The 16,318-nt window shown below is 63.2% G+C and carries 14 protein-coding genes and 1 tRNA gene; 8 read left to right on the top strand and 7 right to left on the bottom strand.

Features of this window, described 5'->3' with window-relative positions; translation table 11 throughout:
- Positions 1-94: 94 nt before the first annotated feature.
- The 6 genes from G4D79_RS13840 to G4D79_RS13815 all read left to right on the top strand — a co-directional run bounded on the left by G4D79_RS13840 (position 95) and on the right by G4D79_RS13815 (position 6,187).
- Positions 95-165 (top strand) — tRNA-Gln (locus tag G4D79_RS13840).
- A gap of 76 nt (positions 166-241) precedes the next feature.
- Positions 242-1,693 carry a bifunctional UDP-N-acetylglucosamine diphosphorylase/glucosamine-1-phosphate N-acetyltransferase GlmU gene (glmU, locus tag G4D79_RS13835; protein WP_099698000.1) on the top strand — a complete coding sequence of 484 codons (1,452 nt, stop codon included), beginning with the start codon at positions 242-244 and terminating at the stop codon, positions 1,691-1,693.
- Positions 1,694-1,763: 70 nt separating this feature from the next.
- Positions 1,764-2,744: a ribose-phosphate diphosphokinase gene (locus G4D79_RS13830; protein WP_003946284.1), complete on the top strand. Its 981-nt coding sequence runs from the start codon at positions 1,764-1,766 to the stop codon at positions 2,742-2,744.
- Positions 2,745-2,983: 239 nt separating this feature from the next.
- Positions 2,984-3,640 (top strand): hypothetical protein, encoded by a 657-nt coding sequence (locus G4D79_RS13825; protein ID WP_030536285.1) that lies wholly within the window; start codon positions 2,984-2,986, stop codon positions 3,638-3,640.
- A gap of 79 nt (positions 3,641-3,719) precedes the next feature.
- Complete coding sequence (locus G4D79_RS13820) at positions 3,720-5,300, top strand: SLC13 family permease (RefSeq protein WP_099697999.1); 1,581 nt, start codon at positions 3,720-3,722, stop codon at positions 5,298-5,300.
- Complete coding sequence (locus G4D79_RS13815) at positions 5,300-6,187, top strand: cyclase family protein (RefSeq protein WP_070162460.1); 888 nt, start codon at positions 5,300-5,302, stop codon at positions 6,185-6,187. The genes G4D79_RS13820 and G4D79_RS13815 overlap by 1 nt, the downstream gene beginning before the upstream one ends.
- Positions 6,188-6,190: 3 nt before the next feature.
- Here the strand turns inward: G4D79_RS13815 and G4D79_RS13810 are convergent, their stop codons facing one another.
- Positions 6,191-7,396: a sorbosone dehydrogenase family protein gene (locus G4D79_RS13810; protein ID WP_054188780.1), complete on the bottom strand. Its 1,206-nt coding sequence runs from the start codon at positions 7,394-7,396 to the stop codon at positions 6,191-6,193.
- Between the two features lie 593 nt (positions 7,397-7,989).
- On the bottom strand, positions 7,990-9,045 hold the full coding sequence (locus tag G4D79_RS13800; RefSeq protein WP_075833989.1) for a DUF222 domain-containing protein: 1,056 nt from the start codon (positions 9,043-9,045) through the stop codon (positions 7,990-7,992).
- 96 nt (positions 9,046-9,141) lie between these two features.
- On the opposite strand from G4D79_RS13800, the gene G4D79_RS13795 reads away from it, so the two are divergent.
- Entirely contained in the window at positions 9,142-9,486 is a 345-nt protein-coding gene (locus G4D79_RS13795; protein WP_042921056.1) for a hypothetical protein, read from the top strand.
- A 12-nt stretch (positions 9,487-9,498) separates the two neighbouring features.
- Here G4D79_RS13795 and egtD read toward each other — a convergent pair whose 3' ends face one another.
- The 5 genes from egtD to G4D79_RS13770 all read right to left on the bottom strand — a co-directional run bounded on the left by egtD (position 9,499) and on the right by G4D79_RS13770 (position 15,095).
- Positions 9,499-10,470 (bottom strand): L-histidine N(alpha)-methyltransferase, encoded by a 972-nt coding sequence (gene egtD, locus G4D79_RS13790; RefSeq protein WP_099697998.1) that lies wholly within the window; start codon positions 10,468-10,470, stop codon positions 9,499-9,501.
- Positions 10,467-11,213 carry an ergothioneine biosynthesis protein EgtC gene (gene egtC, locus G4D79_RS13785; RefSeq protein WP_054782049.1) on the bottom strand — a complete coding sequence of 249 codons (747 nt, stop codon included), beginning with the start codon at positions 11,211-11,213 and terminating at the stop codon, positions 10,467-10,469. Before egtC ends, egtD begins: the two co-directional genes overlap by 4 nt.
- Before the next feature lies 1 nt (position 11,214).
- Entirely contained in the window at positions 11,215-12,522 is a 1,308-nt protein-coding gene (gene egtB, locus G4D79_RS13780) for an ergothioneine biosynthesis protein EgtB (RefSeq protein WP_099697997.1), read from the bottom strand.
- Positions 12,519-13,742, bottom strand: coding sequence for an ergothioneine biosynthesis glutamate--cysteine ligase EgtA (gene egtA, locus G4D79_RS13775; protein ID WP_099697996.1), 1,224 nt, complete (start codon positions 13,740-13,742; stop codon positions 12,519-12,521). The genes egtB and egtA overlap by 4 nt, the downstream gene beginning before the upstream one ends.
- A gap of 78 nt (positions 13,743-13,820) precedes the next feature.
- Complete coding sequence (locus tag G4D79_RS13770) at positions 13,821-15,095, bottom strand: APC family permease (protein ID WP_099697995.1); 1,275 nt, start codon at positions 15,093-15,095, stop codon at positions 13,821-13,823.
- A 14-nt stretch (positions 15,096-15,109) separates the two neighbouring features.
- Between G4D79_RS13770 and G4D79_RS13765 the strand changes: the two genes are divergently transcribed.
- Positions 15,110-16,291 carry an aminotransferase class V-fold PLP-dependent enzyme gene (locus G4D79_RS13765; RefSeq protein WP_050654520.1) on the top strand — a complete coding sequence of 394 codons (1,182 nt, stop codon included), beginning with the start codon at positions 15,110-15,112 and terminating at the stop codon, positions 16,289-16,291.
- Positions 16,292-16,318: the final 27 nt, after the last annotated feature.

Genomic DNA, 16,318 nt, shown 5'->3' with positions numbered 1-16,318 from the left:
GGGGCCCGATCGGAGGAGCGGTTCGACCTACGGCGGGTCGGCATGCGATTATTCTTTCGCGCGTTCGGCCGCAAGGCTCGGCAATGCGTGGCAATCCGCCGTGGTGTAATGGCAGCACCTCTGATTTTGGTTCAGATAGTTCAGGTTCGAGTCCTGGCGGCGGAGCTGGTGAACAACATGCTTTCCCGAGCGGAATGTATGTCTTGATCGACAGTTTGATCGACAGAGGGAGCTCAAACCAGTGCAGACCGCCGTGATCGTTCTCGCAGCGGGTGCCGGTACACGAATGAAGTCGAAGACTCCCAAGGTCCTCCACACTCTCGCCGGACGCAGCATGCTGGCACATTCGCTTCACGCGGCAACCTCACTGAATCCCACGCACCTGGTGACCGTCGTCGGTCACGATCGTGAGCGTGTCACCGAAGCCGTGAACGCAGTCGCCGGGGAACTGGACCGTTCCGTCACCGTCGCTGTTCAGGACGAGCAGAAGGGCACCGGGCACGCTGTCAGTTGTGGGCTCGAGGGGTTGCCGGCCGACTTCTCCGGGACCGTACTCGTCACAGCCGCCGACGTGCCTCTGCTCGACGGAAAGACCATCGCAGACCTCCTCGCCCAGCACACGGCTGCTCCCGCGGCCGCGGTGACGGTGTTGACGTCGACGGCCGTCGACCCCACCGGCTACGGGCGAATCCTTCGTACGACGGACGGCGAGGTGAACGCCATAGTCGAGGAGAAGGAAGCCACCGATTCGCAGCGCTCGATCACCGAGGTCAATTCAGGGGTCTACGCCTTCGACTTCGAAACTCTGCGCGACGCGCTGGCGTCCCTCGACTCCAACAACGCACAACACGAGTTCTATCTCACCGATGTGATCATGATCGCCCGTCGCGCGGGCAAGCGTGTTCGTGCTCAGCACATCGCGGATTCGGTTCTCGTCGCGGGCGCCAACGATCGCGTGCAGCTCTCGACGCTCGCCCGCGAGATGAACCGTCGGATCCTCGAGAAGTGGATGCGTGCCGGCGTCACCGTCGTCGATCCTGCGAGCACATGGATAGATTGCGACGTGCACATCGCACAGGACGTGACGCTCCTGCCCGGAGTTCAGTTGACCGGCACAACCTCGGTGGGCGAAGACGCCGTGATCGGCCCGGATACCACCTTGGACAACGTGAGAGTCGGCGAGCGCGCAGTAGTCGTCCGCTCGCACGGGACCGACTCCGTTGTCGGCGCGGACGCGGCTGTGGGCCCCTTCGCCTATCTCCGGCCTGGTACCCGCCTCGGGGCACACGGCAAGATCGGCGCCTACGTGGAAACCAAGAACGCGGATATCGGCGAGCATTCGAAGATTCCGCATCTTACCTACGTCGGCGACGCCACCATCGGCCATCACAGCAATATCGGAGCTTCGAGCGTCTTCGTCAATTACGACGGGGTGAACAAGAGCCGTACTGTGGTGGGGTCGCATGTCCGAACAGGCTCCGACACCATGTTCGTCGCCCCTCTCGTCGTGGGAGACGGCGCATACACGGGTGCGGGCACGGTCTTGAAGAACGACGTACCGCCTGGGGCGCTCGCCGTCTCGGGTGGGGTGCAGCGCAACATCGAGGGCTGGGTCCAGAAGAATCGTCCCGGCACACCCGCGGCCGATGCCGCTGCAGCAGCTGCACAACCTGACGGCCCTGCAACAACCTGACAGCCCTGCACAACAGACAGCACAGATCACCACCAGATCGACCGGCAAGTACAAAGGACGGCATGAACCAGTGACTGCGAATTGGATCGACAACCAGAAGAACCTGATGTTGTTCTCGGGTCGCGCACATCCCGAGTTGGCGGAGCAGGTGGCGAAGGAACTCGACATCCGCGTCACCCCGCAGACCGCGCGCGACTTCGCGAACGGTGAGATCTTCGTTCGATTCGAAGAGTCGGTTCGCGGCTCCGATGCGTTCGTCCTGCAGAGTCATCCGGCACCGCTGAACACGTGGGTGATGGAGCAGCTCATCATGATCGACGCTCTCAAGCGTGGATCGGCAAAGCGCATCACCGCCGTTCTTCCGTTCTACCCGTACGCCCGCCAGGACAAGAAGCATCGCGGACGCGAGCCGATCTCCGCTCGCCTGATTGCCGACCTGCTCAAGACCGCCGGCGCCGATCGCATCATCACGGTCGACCTGCATACCGATCAGATCCAGGGCTTTTTCGACGGCCCCGTCGATCACATGCACGCACACAGCCAGTTGGCCAACCACATTCGCGCGGGCTACAACCTCGAGAACATCACGGTGGTGTCCCCCGACTCGGGCCGCGTTCGTGTCGCCGAGAAGTGGGCCGACTCGCTCGGCGGAGCACCGCTGGCATTCATTCACAAGACGCGCGACCCGTTGGTACCCAACCAGGTCAAGTCCAACCGCGTCGTCGGTGAGGTCGAAGGTCGCACCTGCATCCTGATCGACGACATGATCGACACCGGCGGAACCATCGCCGGCGCGGTCAAGGTGCTCAAGGAGGCCGGTGCAGGTGACGTCGTCATCGCTGCAACCCACGGCGTCCTCTCCGACCCTGCGGCCGAGCGTCTGTCGACGTGTGGCGCGAAGGAAGTTGTTGTCACCAACACACTTCCGATCGACGAGTCGAAGAAGTTCCCGACGCTGACGGTGCTGTCCATCGCACCGCTGCTCGCTCGCACCATCAAGGAAGTTTTCGAGAACGGTTCTGTGACTTCGCTGTTCAACGGCAGCGCCTAGTCTCGCGCCGCACTACGGGCGCGTACCTGTGACTTCACGGTCACCGGTACGCGCCCGTCGTCGTCTTCGTGAACCTCTCAGAAACAGACCACCCGGTCATCATGAAACCACCTGTGGGACACACGAATACCGCCGAATGCGACGATTGGCATGATCTTGATCACGCTACCGTCGAGAAACCCAGGTCGATGTTGGGGCGGTGTTCACCGCGCCGCAATCTTCGCCTAGTGTGGCTCGTCGTGATCGACGCGCAAACCCTGGAATCCCGGCCCGAATCTCATTCCCTGAATTCATCAGTTCCGACGATCCGGCGGTGGCGCCCAGGATCTTGTGTCTGGTGCGGAGACGACAACTCCGTGGACATGTTCCGCAACGAACCCCGCTGCGGAAAATGCCGTGAAAATGAAGGCATCATCGACGACGCCAAGCGCTTCCTCGGCATGTACGGTCTGCGCCCGCTCGGCGGCACGCTGCAGTCCGACGACGACGAAGAGCGCGAGTACCGCGTCAACGCACGCGAGGCACGCCGAGTCCTGAACGAGATCCGTATGGACGTCCTTCCCGATGCGGCCGCTGTTCGCAAGGCAATTCGGCCCCGCGCCGCAACGGTTGTCGCCGACACGTCACCCGCACGCGCTTCCCGCCCCGCCAGCACGGGCACAGCGACGCGCGTTGCCGCTCCGGTCAAGACCGACACCGTGGACATCGACACGCTCCAGACGCGCGTCCTAGGGCTTCTCGATCAGCTCGGTTCGATCGACGAGCAGATCAAGGTCGCCGAACTCGCACAAGGGTTGCCGGCTCGCGCACGACTGAGCGATCTGAACAAGCAGAAGGCCACGGTTCTTCGCACGCTGGCCGCTCTCGAGAAGGCCCGCATCGCCGCCTCCAACTAATTCTCCTCGCGTCCGTCCCACGGCCCCGTCTCACTTGCGAGACGGGGCCGTTCTGTATGAGCAGGTACCTTTACGAATCGTGAATGACATCACCATCACTTTGGTCGTGCTTGCACTGGTCGTGGCGCTGTTCGTGATCGGCCGAATTCCGGTCGGCATCATCGCGATCGGCACTGCCCTGGCGCTGTATGCCACCGGTGTGATCACGATGGAGCAGGCGCTCGCCGGATTCGGCGATCCCACGGTGGTGTTCATCGCCGCGCTTTTTGTCGTCAGCGAAGCCCTCGACGCCACCGGTGTCACCACGTGGGCGGGCGAGAAACTGCTGGCGAAAGTCGGCGAATCCCGAGTCCGTCTCGTGAGTGCGATCATGTTGCTGGTTGCCGCGTTGACCGCATTGATCAGCGTCAACGGGGCCGTAGCCGCGTTGGTACCGATGGTGGTCGTCTTGGCGGTACGTCTCGGTAAATCGACGTCACAACTGCTTCTGCCGTTGGCATTTGCCGCCCATGCCGGATCGATGCTCACCTTGACCGGAACACCGGTCAACATCATCGTTTCCGAAGCCGCCGAGGAATCCGGGGCCGGTGCTTTCGGGTTCTTCAGTTTCACCTTGGTCGGTGCGCCGCTCGTATTGGGAACGATTGCGATCGCCGTACTTCTCGGTCCTCACGTCCTCCCCCACCGTGCGGGGACGTCGATGTCGCCTGACCTGAGCCGGCATGCCAAGACCCTCGCGAAGCAGTATCAGCTCATGGGAAAGGATGCGCCGTCCGCAGAGCCCTTGATCACCAAGCACGACGGCGTGGTCGAAGTGATCATCCCGCCGCGCTCGGAAATGATCGGCGACAGGGCTTTTCCGGGCATGGTGACCGACAGTGGAGATCTGGTGATACTCGCAGTCCAGCGCGCCGGTGAGGACTGCGGCCCCAAGGGCGTCAAGTTGGCGGCCGGTGACACGCTTCTCCTGCAAGGAAGCTGGGACGATCTCGACACCCACACCGCCGTCGATCCGAACGTCCTCGTGGTCGACGCACCTGCCCAGATCCGTAAGCAGGCAGCCCCGTTGGGAACCCGCGCAGTCATCGCTCTCGTCGTCGTTGCGGCGATGGTAGTGATGCTGACGTTCGGATTGGTGCCGTCGGCGATAGCCGGACTCCTCGCGGCATGTGCGATGGTGCTGCTACGAGTCATCAGCGTCGAGCAGGCGCATCGGTCCATCTCGTGGACCACGTTGATTCTCGTCGGCGGAATGATCCCGCTGTCGACCGCAATCCAGCAGACCGGCGCGGCCGAAAAGCTCGCTCATGCGTTTGTCGACGTCGTCGGTGGGGCAAGCCCGTATGTCGTCGTCGCCGGACTCTTCGTCGTGACGGCGACTCTGGGCCAGCTGATCAGCAACACTGCAACCGCGTTGATCATCACGCCGATCGCGATCTCGGTCGCCATCGAACTCGATATCTCGGTGCTGCCCCTTCTGATGACGGTGACTGTCGCTGCCGCAGCCTCCTTCCTGACGCCTGTAGCCACTCCCGCGAACATGATGGTGATGGGACCTGGCGGATACAAGTTCGGCGACTACTGGAAGCTCGGACTCCCGATGTTGTTGTGGTTCCTGATAGTTGCAACGGTGTTGATCCCAGTGATCTGGAGTTTCTGATGTGCTCACCGAAGGTCTTGTCGGAGGTCTACGAATCGATCGGACGCGAAGGCAGGAAGATCAGCCGTCGATCGATGTTCGCGGCGCTGGGCACCGGTGCCCTCGGCGCGACCGTCATGGCCGGCGCTGTACAGCCCACTGCGTCGGCAACGCCAACAGGTCAGACCATCGTCGATCTGACCCACGTACTGACGCCGGAGTTCCCGGTGTGGCCGGGCGCGCGCTCGTTCGAGATGAGGAACCTGGCGAAGATCGCCGACGCCGGCGGGTCTCTGGGCTCGCTCGGCTCCGCCGAGTCAGGTGGAAACTTCTACCTCAACGAACTCCGCCTCGAAGAACACACTGGTACTCACATCGACGCTCCCGCACACGCCAGTGCGGACGGAATCACCGTCGAGAAGATTCCCGTCGCCGACCTCGTCGTGCCGATTGCGGTCGTCGACATCAGTGCCCGAGCCTCCGTCGACCCCGACACACTGCTCACCCGCCAGGACATCCTCGATTGGGAGTCCCTCCACGGGACCATCGCTCCCCGCAGCCTGGTTGCGATGAACTCGGGTTGGGATACCCGGGCCGGTGCCGGTGGCGCCTTCACGAATCGAGATGCACTCGGCGTGCAACACACACCGGGATTCAACCCCGAGGCGATCGACTTTCTCGTCCGCGAGCGCAACATCGTCGCCGTGGGCTCGGACACCCTCAGCATCGACGCGGGCCGAAGCACCACCCACGGGGCTCACCGAAGCGCTTTGGGCTCAGGAAAGTACGCAGTCGAAGCCCTCGCAAATCTGTCCGCACTTCCGGCCGTCGGCGCCACGGTGATGGTGGGAGCGCCGACGCATGCGGGTGGTTCGGGTGGTCCGTGCCGGGTCATCGCCTGGTACTGAAGATCAGGGCGTGGGCGTCACCCGCAGCACCTTGTCGCCGGCGCCGTTGTCGGTGGTCACCAGGAGCGAGCCGTCGGGCGTCGGGGTCACCGACCGCAAGCGACCGAACTGGTTCTCCAACCCGAAGGTCTGCGCGTCGACCGAGCGTCCGTCGGCATTCAGGCGGAGGAAGATCAGTTCCTTGCTCTTGAGGCCACCCATTACGAGCGCACCGTCCCAGGCACCCCATGCAGCTCCACCGGTGAAGGCAGCGCTGGCGGTAGCCAACGTCGAGCTACCCGAACGCCACACCGCCGCAATTGCTCCCGGCACTCGCACCGGGTCGGTCATCGGCACGGATTCGTCGTACGTTCCGGGAAGCCGATCCGGGCGGTAGCCGTAATTTCCGCCGGGGGTAAGCAGGTTGACTTCGTCGTCGACGCTTGTGCCCTGTTCAACCGAGTACACCCGGCCGGTTCCGGGTTGCACGGCCAAGCCTTGGACGTTGCGGTGCCCGAGCGTGTAGACCGGGCTGGAAGCATTCGGATTCCCCGCCGCCGGAGTTCCGTCGGCGTTGATGTGCAAGACCTTGCCGCCCAGCGAATTCGGATCCTGGGGGACGCTCGGCGTCGCGGTGTCACCCGTCCCGACGAACAGCGTTCCGTCCTGCGCCGCAAGAATTCGGCAACCCCCGTGACGCCCGGACGAGACCGGGATTCCTGGCAATACAGTTCCGGTTCGCGTGAGTGCGGTCCATCCGGCGTCGACGGTCCACGCGATCACTCGAACGTCCGTGACTCCCCCAGCACTGAATCCTTGGCAGGTGTACAGGGTGCGCGACTGAGCGAAGTCGCGAGCAAGCGCGATGCCCATGAGCCCGGTTTCGGACTGCGCGTAGAGATCCGAAAGGTCAGCAGCGACTGGACCTGTCGTGTTGTCGCCTCGGCGAACGAAGAATCCGCCGGATCGTTGTCCGGTCAGGATTGCACCGTCCGGGGCCGCCACCACGTCCCAGGGGTGGTCGAGTCCGTCGACCAGTGTGGTGACCGACAACTGCGGGAGGGTGTCCTCGATGGGTATGTCCGGGTCGTCGCTCCCCAACGATCCGGTGCTTCCGTTGCCGAAACTGCCGGGGTCGAAGGGGAATGGTTGAGCCACGCTCTGCGTTACCGGCATCACCAGTACTGCAGTCAGGGCCACGGTCAATGCGGCGAGCTTCGGATGACGCACGCGTTCTCCTCGGGTCGGAAACCGTTCTGCGCCTCACTATAAACAGACAAACACCATTTTTCGGGCCCTCTCGCTATACCCGCAGGCCACAGGAGAAACGAAACCCCTTCAGAAGTCGGCAAACTCCGGCAAAGCGTTCGCCAGTGGGGATGCGTTACGTCTTGATGCAGATCGTGCCTTCCGCCAGCCGGGCACACTCCAGTCCAGGAGGTATTCGAGATCCGCTTCCACTCCCCTGTCCCGAAGTCCGAAACGTCGTTCCAGCGCATCGTCGTCCGTCAAATGCAGTCTCGCCGCGTCGGGCACTCTCAGTTCGGGGTCACAGAATGGGCCTACGGGCGCGGTAACCGTTCGTCGTCCTGACGGATCTTTCCACTCCAGAAGACCACCTCCGATTTGCTTCACTGTCCACCTGCCAAACGTCTTCAGTCGGTGATGTTTTCGACACAGACAGGCCAAGTTCCGTTCTGCAGTAGGCCCTCCCTGAGCGGGGTTGCCGTGATCGAACGGCACCGTGTGATCGATATCGCAACTATCAGAACGCACAACACAATTCGGAAAGCGGCACGTACCGTCTCGCGTCCTTACAATCGTCACCAACGCCGCGGACGGCTGGTACGTGGATTCACCGCGCCGCGAACCACTGTTCCTTCTCGAGCGATTATCCCTTGCCGCAGCGGGCAATATCTCCGGTGAGCGCATCGACTGACCCACGCCGAGCACCGGTCCGGCTGCCCCGCAGTCGAACAATGTTGCACCTCGGACGGTGCAAGGGTGAGGACTCTCTGCCACGTGGCGTCCGCGGCGATCGCGCGCGCAAGGTCGGCATCGATGTGGCCGTACCCCTGCAAATAGCCTGGCAGGTCGTCGAATCCGAGCAGGGTGGAAGCGTTGACACCCACAAGAATTGTCGCAATCGGGAGCGCGGAGGTCTTCGTATCATCCCTACGGGTGCAATCGCCGTCGCACTGACAATCCAACGACGTCTTTCCTTCCGCCAATGCGATCAGTGCATCGGCACGCCGTTGCCCGAAAGTTCTCGGATCGGAACCACAGACCTGCATCGACATCGCACGGAGCCTCGTGGCCAAAGTCTGAGCGCCGACCGCTGGAAGCATTCCGTCCAGAGTCGACATACCGTCGTGCGACGCGCACGTCCGAACGTCCCGATCCGCCTCCGCACGAACTCGCCTGGCACGCACCCCATCAGGGTCGTGCCGAGCAATGAGACCTCGTGCGCGCGCCTTCAACTTGTTACCGGTTACACGGCAGGCACCGTCCACGAGGAGTCGCTCGATGTCATCGAGCGCGTGCTCGGAGACGTTGGCGAGAGCTTCGGACAGTGCCATCGCTTTGGCCAGATCGATGTCACCGCAAGCAAAAGCGGCCGCCACCCGCGGAAGTCGCCAGCGCAGGTCACATCCCAGTGCAATCATTTTCTGCGCGGCGTACTCCGTAATGCTCAGTATCGACGCGATCTCCACGTGCGCGAATTGACCCCGAAAAGCCTCATTGACTCCAACCGCGGCATCCTCCTCACAACGGTCCAAGTACAGCGCAGTGACCGCGTAGATCTCGAGGAAGTGGGCGCGCGCGATTTCCGCATGCTGCCGAAACAGCGCGTCCGCGGAAGTCTTCGATTCGAACATATGAGCGATTCTTCGGGCGCCCACCGACAAGTTTTTGCGAAATCCCGGGGTATTCACCGATACCTTTTGCGCTCCGATGTCACTACGTTCAATCGCATGACTCAGCATCCGACACGAGATCAACCGTACTTCGGCATAGCGATATTCGAGTTGGGGAAGAATGACGGGGTCGGGTGCTTCCACCGAGAGGACTGTTATCTCATCTGGGCTGGCGACCCCGCTGAGGCGCAGTCAAAATTCGAGCGCAAGGCCGGCGAGCAGGAGTATCCGCTCGGCGCGAGCGATGACCAGTCCTATGTAAAACTTGCGCATCTCGTGGATCTTGCGCCGGTGTCGGACGCTGTCCATACCGGCACCGCAGATCTCTACTCTCGACACTTCTCAAATATTGCCGCCTACAGAACTTTTGAGACACTTCTAGGGGGAGACAGCATCCTCTGACAAGCGCCCACTTCACGCCCGCTGCGCACACAACAGCGCAAAGCGCTGATCCCGATCCGTCCACACCTTCCGCACCCCGAAGCCCGCGGACGCGAGTTCCGCGGCAATCCCCTCCTCGGTGAACTTCGCCGAGATCTCGGTGCGCAGCTGCTCGCCCGCTGCGAAGGTGATCTCCAGATCCAGGTCGTCGATATGCACCGAGACTTCACGAAGTGCTTCCAGGCGCATCTCGATCCACTCGTTCTCGGCATCCCAGAGCGCGACGTGACGGAAGTCCTCCAAGGGAAAGTTCGCTCCCAGTTGCTTGTTCAGGACCGAGAGAACATTGAGATTGAACTGCGCAGTCACACCGGCAGCGTCGTCGTAGGCGGGCACGAGAACTGCGGGATCGATCACCAATCCCACACCCAGGATCAGGTTCTCCCCCGGAGCGAGCACCGCTGCGATCCCCGAGAGGAACTCGGCTCGTTCTGCGGGAACGAGATTACCGAGAGTCCCCCCGAGAAAAGCGACCGCGCGCCGTCCACCACCGGGCAGATGATGCAGCGAACCGGTGAAGTCACTGACCACCCCGACCACATCGATGCCGGGGAATTCGGCACCGACTTGCTGCGCCGCACCTTCGAGGGCCGTCACCGAAACATCCTGTGGTACATACGTTCGCAGAGTCCCGCGAGCCGTCATCGCGTCGAGGAGCAACCGCGTCTTCTCAGAGGAACCTGAACCCAGTTCGATCAGGATCTCGGGTTCGGTCAACGCCGCGATCTCGTCGGCGTACCGAGCGAGCAGGCCGCGTTCGGTACGGGTGGGGTAATACTCGGGTAAGGCCGTGATCTCCTCGAACAGTTCACTTCCACGCGCGTCGTAGAACCATTTGGGCGAGAGCCACTTCGGCGTAGCGGTCAAGCCCTCCCTGGCCTCGGCTCGCAATGCGTCGACCGATTCGGCCGGTGTCAGATAAACCTCGAGCGTAGGGGTTTTCATTGTTCTCCCATCGGTATCGGGGTGACGATCAAATGGCCGGGACGCGCGCAGACGATGTGCCGGTCCGGCACCTGCTCCCAGTCCGGCGAACCATCGGACGGTTCGGAAACGATCAGTGCCCGCGACTCGTCGACCCGCGTGTACAACGTGTGGCCCCACGCCGTGGCCCACAGTTCCTGCCCGTCGCCGAACAGGAGGTTCAATCGTGAATCCGGTGCCGCCGCAGCCACATCGTGAACCAGGCTCGTCACGGCGGCTTCCGCGGGCTTCGACTTCAACCGATGCCGAAGCACTGTCCACAACAAGGCAGCATCCGTCGGCGCGGGCATCTTCAGCAATTCGACGGCCGGAACTTCTGCTGCCAAGTCGGCGAGTGAGCCAGGCCAACCGGATACCGCTCCGTTGTGGCTGAAAGCGTAGGTTCCGTCGACGAACGGTGCGCAGGCACCGATCTCGACGGCCATCCCCTCCGTCGCGGAACGTACGGCGGCGAGAACGGATCCGGAAATGATGTGGGACAACGTCTCGTCGACTGTCGGGTCCGACCAGATCGGCGAGATACTGCGGTACCGTCCCTGCCTTCCACCGTTCCACCACACCGCGCCGAATCCGTCGGCATTGATGGTCCCGCCGCCACGCATCTCGCGAGGTGCCCACGACTGTCGCATCAGTGAGTTCTCGCCGTCGTGGAGGAGTTCACGAACCGAACGCGGCGGCCCGAGATACCCGAGGTGCCGACACATGTCAGGATCTACCCGAAATCGTTCTGGCGCAGCGAAAACCCGAGAAGATCTGGCGCCTGATCGGGTGGTCCCAGTTGCGGAACGTCCCCCGGCAGGCAACGCTGTCGGTCCCGAACGATCCCCCTCGCAACACTTTGTAGTCGCCGCCGAAGAACACCTCCGAGTACTCCCGGTAGGGGAAGGCCCGGAAACCCGGATACGGATGGAAACCCGAAGACGTCCACTCCCACACGTCACCGATCAACTGCTCGACACCTGCTGCCGATGCACCCGCCGGGTACGAGCCGACGCCGGCGGGACCGAGATGGCGCTGACCGAGATTGGCAAGTTTCTCGTCTGCGGACACGTCCCCCCACGGGAATCGTCGCGATCTTCCGGATTCCGGATCCCACCGCGCGGCCTTTTCCCATTCCGCCTCGGTGGGAAGCCGTTTGCCTGCCCAGCACGCGTAGGCCTCGGCTTCGTAGAAGCTCACATGCACGACGGGCTTGTCCGGTGGGACCGGAGCCTCGACGCCGAAAGTCTCGTGCCACCAACCCGAACTGTCGCGTTCCCAGAACAGCGGTGCACGGAGTTTCGCGTCGACGCGATGCCGCCAACCGTTACGGGACCACAGTTCCGGTCGGGAATAGCCGCCGTCCTCGATGAATTCGACGAACTGCCCATTGGTGACCGGGAATCTGTCGATCGCGAAGTCGGTGAGATAGACCTGATGCGCCGTGCGCTCGTTGTCGAGTGCCCACGGTTCGTCGTCGGTCCCCATGACGAAGGGGCCGGCCGCGATGGTGACCTCGTCGAGTTCCGGCATGCGGGCCGCTTGCGGAGCGGGAGTCGCAACGAGTGCCGTGGGCCCCGAACGCAATTGGTGGGTCGCGAGCATGGTCTCGGCGTGTTGCTGCTCGTGCTGCGCGATCATCCCGAAGGCAAAACCGTCCATGTCGAGTTCTGTGCGCCCGAAGGTGCTGGCTTCGAGCACATCCCAGACCTTCCCGCGAACCGTACGTACGTATTCGCGCGCCTCGGCCGGGTTGAGCAGGGGAAGTGTGGGTCTCGACGATCTCGAATGCTTGAACGCGTCGTACAGCTCGTCTATGTCGCTACGCACCGGATCGCGGCCACCGACATCTCGCACCAGCCAGAGTTCCTCTTGATTGCCGATATGCGCCAGGTCCCACACGAGCGGACTCATCAACGGGGAATGCTGAGCGACCAATTCGGTATCGTCGACGCAGTCGGTGAGCAGCGTCGACCGCTCACGCGCTCGCAGAAGTACGGCCTCGACCGCTTCCTTGGTGATCTCCCCCGTCATGTGTCGCTCTCACCGGGCACAATTGCGCGACAACACCGTTCGGCTGCGGCATCGAGAAGACGGACAAACTGCGGCTCCGGCGCGTACGACGCGGCAAGCGACATCAGAGAGGTTGCCGCCGAACGCAGTTCGACGTCGTCCAAACCGTACTCGGCCGCATCCCGCCATCTCCCGGCCGTCGACGCTGCGGCATCACTCGCCTCACGCATCACGGCAGGCCCGGACAGCAACGCGTCGATCGCTGCTACCGGTACTCGCCACAGATCTCCCGGCTGCGCATCGATGTAGCGAACCTCCAGATGGCCGACAGCGCGAACCGGCGGGAACAGCGTGGACAGGTGATAGTCCAAGTCCGCCCAGACGGGTCGGCGTCCGATCTCGGCATCCACAGCGCCGTCTATCCAGTCCCCGAAAGTGGCACCCCGCGGAGCCGTCCAATCGTCGCCCTCGTTTCGCACACACATCAGCGGAACATCGAGCGCCCAGCCGGCGTAGTCCTGCACTTCCGGGACTGCGACCGTTCGCCAGGAATCGAGTTCGAGCCACGTCCGCATGCGTTGGGACGCCCAATCCCCTCTCGGAACCCCTTGCAAGCGTGGAGAACACGCAAACGCAGCGATGAGCGCCGGCCCCATGTCCCCGAGGAGCCGCCAACGCTGGGCGATGGACTCCGGGCTGCCGCCGGCATCGACACTGACCTGCACTGCAGCTGTATTGCACATCATCAAGGTGCCGTACGGTCCTATCCCGGCGAAGCGGGATTCCATTGCGCAATAACGTGGCAACCGGAGAATCCGGGAAGGTGGGCGGGCGACGTCGGCCGCGGCAGAACTGATTTCGATGGAGTACGACGCGAGGAGTGTTTCGAGAGTACGACGGTCTTCGTCGAGACAGTCACACAGTTCTCGGGCGGACGTCCGCGGCGCTGACGAGAGTTCGATCTGTCCGCCAGGTTCTACGGTGACGAGGCTGCCACGAGGAAGCGGAACCGCTGGTGAATCCGGGTCGATACTGGTGGGTGCGTGTCGCCCGAGTGCCTTTGCCAGAGTCGCTGCTGACGGCCGCTCCCCACCGGGAACCTGGCCGGTCAGCCACTCGAGCTCAGCTCCGACCAAACGGGGTGGCCCCTGTTTGAAGCACACACCACCGACGTAGGCCTCGGCCGCAGGACGTGAATCCACCTGCGTGGTCTGTGCTGCTGTCAACGCTGCTGTCACCATTCGACTTCCCCTTCGGGCGGTCTTCGCGGTCGCTACCGACGATAGAACGCCAACGTCCGAGATGCACCCTTTGTGGTGTTACGTGTCGTTGAATTTCTTCAGTCGTATCCACCGGTACCCACAACCGGCCAGAACCACACCTGCGCCGGAAACAACCGCGATCCACGGAAGTGTGACCACCAGAACGACACAACCAGCCGCGCCGACCGCTTGCAGCCACTTCGGATACGTCCGGTCCACACCGCGTTGGCTGTACGCACTCACGTTCGCGACGAAGTAGTAGAGCAGCACTCCGAACGACGAAAAGCCGATCACCCCACGAAGATCGGTTGTCCAGACCAAGGCGATCACAACGGCACCGACCACAAGTTCCGCATGGTGAGGGACCCCGAACCGTGGATGGACTGCAGCGAGGGCCACTGGCAGATCGCGCTCGCGGGCCATCGCCATCGCCGTACGACTCACGCCGGCGATCAGAGCCAGCAGCGCCCCCGCCGACGCCGCCGTGGCACCGATCACCACTACGGGAACGGCCCAACTCCAACCGACTGCGCCCACCGCATCTGCCAGTGGTCGCGCCGAATTCGCCAGCCGATCAGGTCCCAGCGTCACCAACAGCACCACCGCTACCAGCGCATAGAGGATGACGGCGACGGTGAGTGCGATCAGGATCGCCCGCGGAATCGTTCGACGCGGATCACGCACTTCCTCCCCCAGCGTCGCGATCCTGGCGTACCCGGCGAAGGCAAAGAACAGCAGTCCCGCCGATTGCAGAATTCCGTACCACGACCCGAATGCGAGATCCGGGAACTCGCGCACCGCACCAGGACCGACGACGGCAACCACCAGCGCTACACACAGCGCCGTCGTCGACACGGCGACGATCACCCTGGCCATGTGCGCCGTCCGCGTGACTCCGCGGTAGTTGACTGCAACCAGCGCTGCCACCACCAATACCGCGACGGGGACACGCCAGGCCGTAGGCGCAACATACGTCGCGAAAGTCAGAGCCATTGCCGCGCAGCTCGCGGTCTTCCCGATCACGAACGACCAGCCGGCGGCAAACCCCCACCAGGGTCCGAGCTGCTCACGTCCGTAGACGTAGGTCCCACCTGAAGTGGGGTATCTGGCCGCAAGCTGCGCCGACGACGTCGCGTTGCAGTAGGCGATGAACGCTGCAATCGCCAGGCCCACAAGCAACCCGGTACCGGCTACTGCGGCAGCGGGCGCGAACACCACGAAGACTCCGGCGCCGATCATCGCGCCGAGGCCGATCACCACGGCATCGGCCGTGCCCAGTCTTCGCTCCATCGGGACAGCTTCGTTCACAGGTAGTTTGAACCACACCGACATGAACGGAAGGTGCCATGTTCGATCTCGACACGATCCGCCGCGACACTCCCGGATGCCTTGACAAGGTGTTCCTCGACAGCGCGGGATCCTCGCTCCCGCCCGAGCCGGTGCCGGCCACGATGATCGAGCACCTGCGACGTGAAGCCGACGTCGGCGGATACGTCGCAGCTGCTCGTCAGAGCGGCGCCCTCGCTGCTGTTCCCCATTCGCTGGCCCGGGTCATCGGTGCTCAGGCAACCGATATCGCTTTGACGGACAGCGCGACCCGCGCGTGGAACGACTTCCTCGCTGCCGTTCCGCTCGGACCCGGTGATCGAATTCTCATCAGCGGAGTCGAATACGCGAGCAACGCCATCGCTGCACTGGGGCGGGCGCGTTCGACCGGTGCCCACGTCGAGATCATCCCGAGCGATCAGTACGGACGCATCGACCTCGACGCACTCGAGAACATGCTCGACGATCGGGTTCGCGTCGTCTCCGTCGTCCATGTCCCCACCAACGGCGGCCTGATCAACCCCGTTCGCGAGGTCGTCGAACTCGCGAGGGCCCACGGCTCGCTCGTTCTGCTCGACGCATGCCAGTCCGTCGGCCAATTGCCCATCGACGTCACCGAACTCGGCGTCGACGCCCTCAGCGCAACCGGCCGCAAGTGGCTCCGCGGGCCACGCGGAACCGGATTCCTGTACGTCCGCCCCGGACTCGTCGACGCACTCGAACCCGCTGCGATGGACCTGCACGGAGCGGAATGGACCGGCGAGAACAGCTTCGTCCCTGCGCCGGATGCAACACGATTCGAACTCTGGGAAACGAGTGTCGCGGCGCGCCTGGGTCTCGGCGTCGCCGCCGACTATCTGCTCTCGATCGGCACCGACACGGCGTGGGAGCAGATCGAATCCCGAGCAGTCACGCTGAGGGAAGGTCTGGCAGCGATTTCCGGAGTCGAAGTCCGCGATCGAGGAACCCATCTGAGCGGCATCGTTTCCTTCACCGTCGACGGTATTTCCGAGCACCTGGTTCGGGATCAGCTTGCAGCACAGAACATCACCGTCACCGTCAGCGGTCGCGGGTCCACCCTCCTCGACATGGATGCCCGCGGACTCGACGCCGTGGTTCGCGCATCGCCGCACTACTTCGTCGACGAAGCCGACCTGGACACATTTCTGGGCGCGGTGAGGAGTTTGCAAACCTCCCGTTGACCGGGACCATGCCTGATCTGCGGAAGT

The organism is Rhodococcus sp. WY5, assembly GCF_018588185.1.
Taxonomy (GTDB): Bacteria; Actinomycetota; Actinomycetes; order Mycobacteriales; family Mycobacteriaceae; genus Rhodococcus_F; species Rhodococcus_F qingshengii.
The sequence above is the reverse complement of the archived record's forward strand: the minus strand, read 5'-3'. Positions and strand labels throughout refer to the sequence as shown.

Excerpts from the sequence above, each read along its gene's own strand:
- G4D79_RS13815 (WP_070162460.1), top strand. The coding sequence starts at position 5,300 with ATGTGCTCACCGAAGGTCTTGTCGGAGGTCTACGAATCGATCGGACGC.
- G4D79_RS13800 (WP_075833989.1), bottom strand. The coding sequence starts at position 9,045 with ATGTTCGAATCGAAGACTTCCGCGGACGCGCTGTTTCGGCAGCATGCG.
- G4D79_RS13795 (WP_042921056.1), top strand. The coding sequence starts at position 9,142 with ATGACTCAGCATCCGACACGAGATCAACCGTACTTCGGCATAGCGATA.
- egtD (WP_099697998.1), bottom strand. The coding sequence starts at position 10,470 with ATGAAAACCCCTACGCTCGAGGTTTATCTGACACCGGCCGAATCGGTC.
- egtC (WP_054782049.1), bottom strand. The coding sequence starts at position 11,213 with ATGTGTCGGCACCTCGGGTATCTCGGGCCGCCGCGTTCGGTTCGTGAA.
- egtB (WP_099697997.1), bottom strand. The coding sequence starts at position 12,522 with ATGACGGGGGAGATCACCAAGGAAGCGGTCGAGGCCGTACTTCTGCGA.
- egtA (WP_099697996.1), bottom strand. The coding sequence starts at position 13,742 with ATGGTGACAGCAGCGTTGACAGCAGCACAGACCACGCAGGTGGATTCA.
- G4D79_RS13770 (WP_099697995.1), bottom strand. The coding sequence starts at position 15,095 with ATGTCGGTGTGGTTCAAACTACCTGTGAACGAAGCTGTCCCGATGGAG.
- G4D79_RS13765 (WP_050654520.1), top strand. The coding sequence starts at position 15,110 with ATGTTCGATCTCGACACGATCCGCCGCGACACTCCCGGATGCCTTGAC.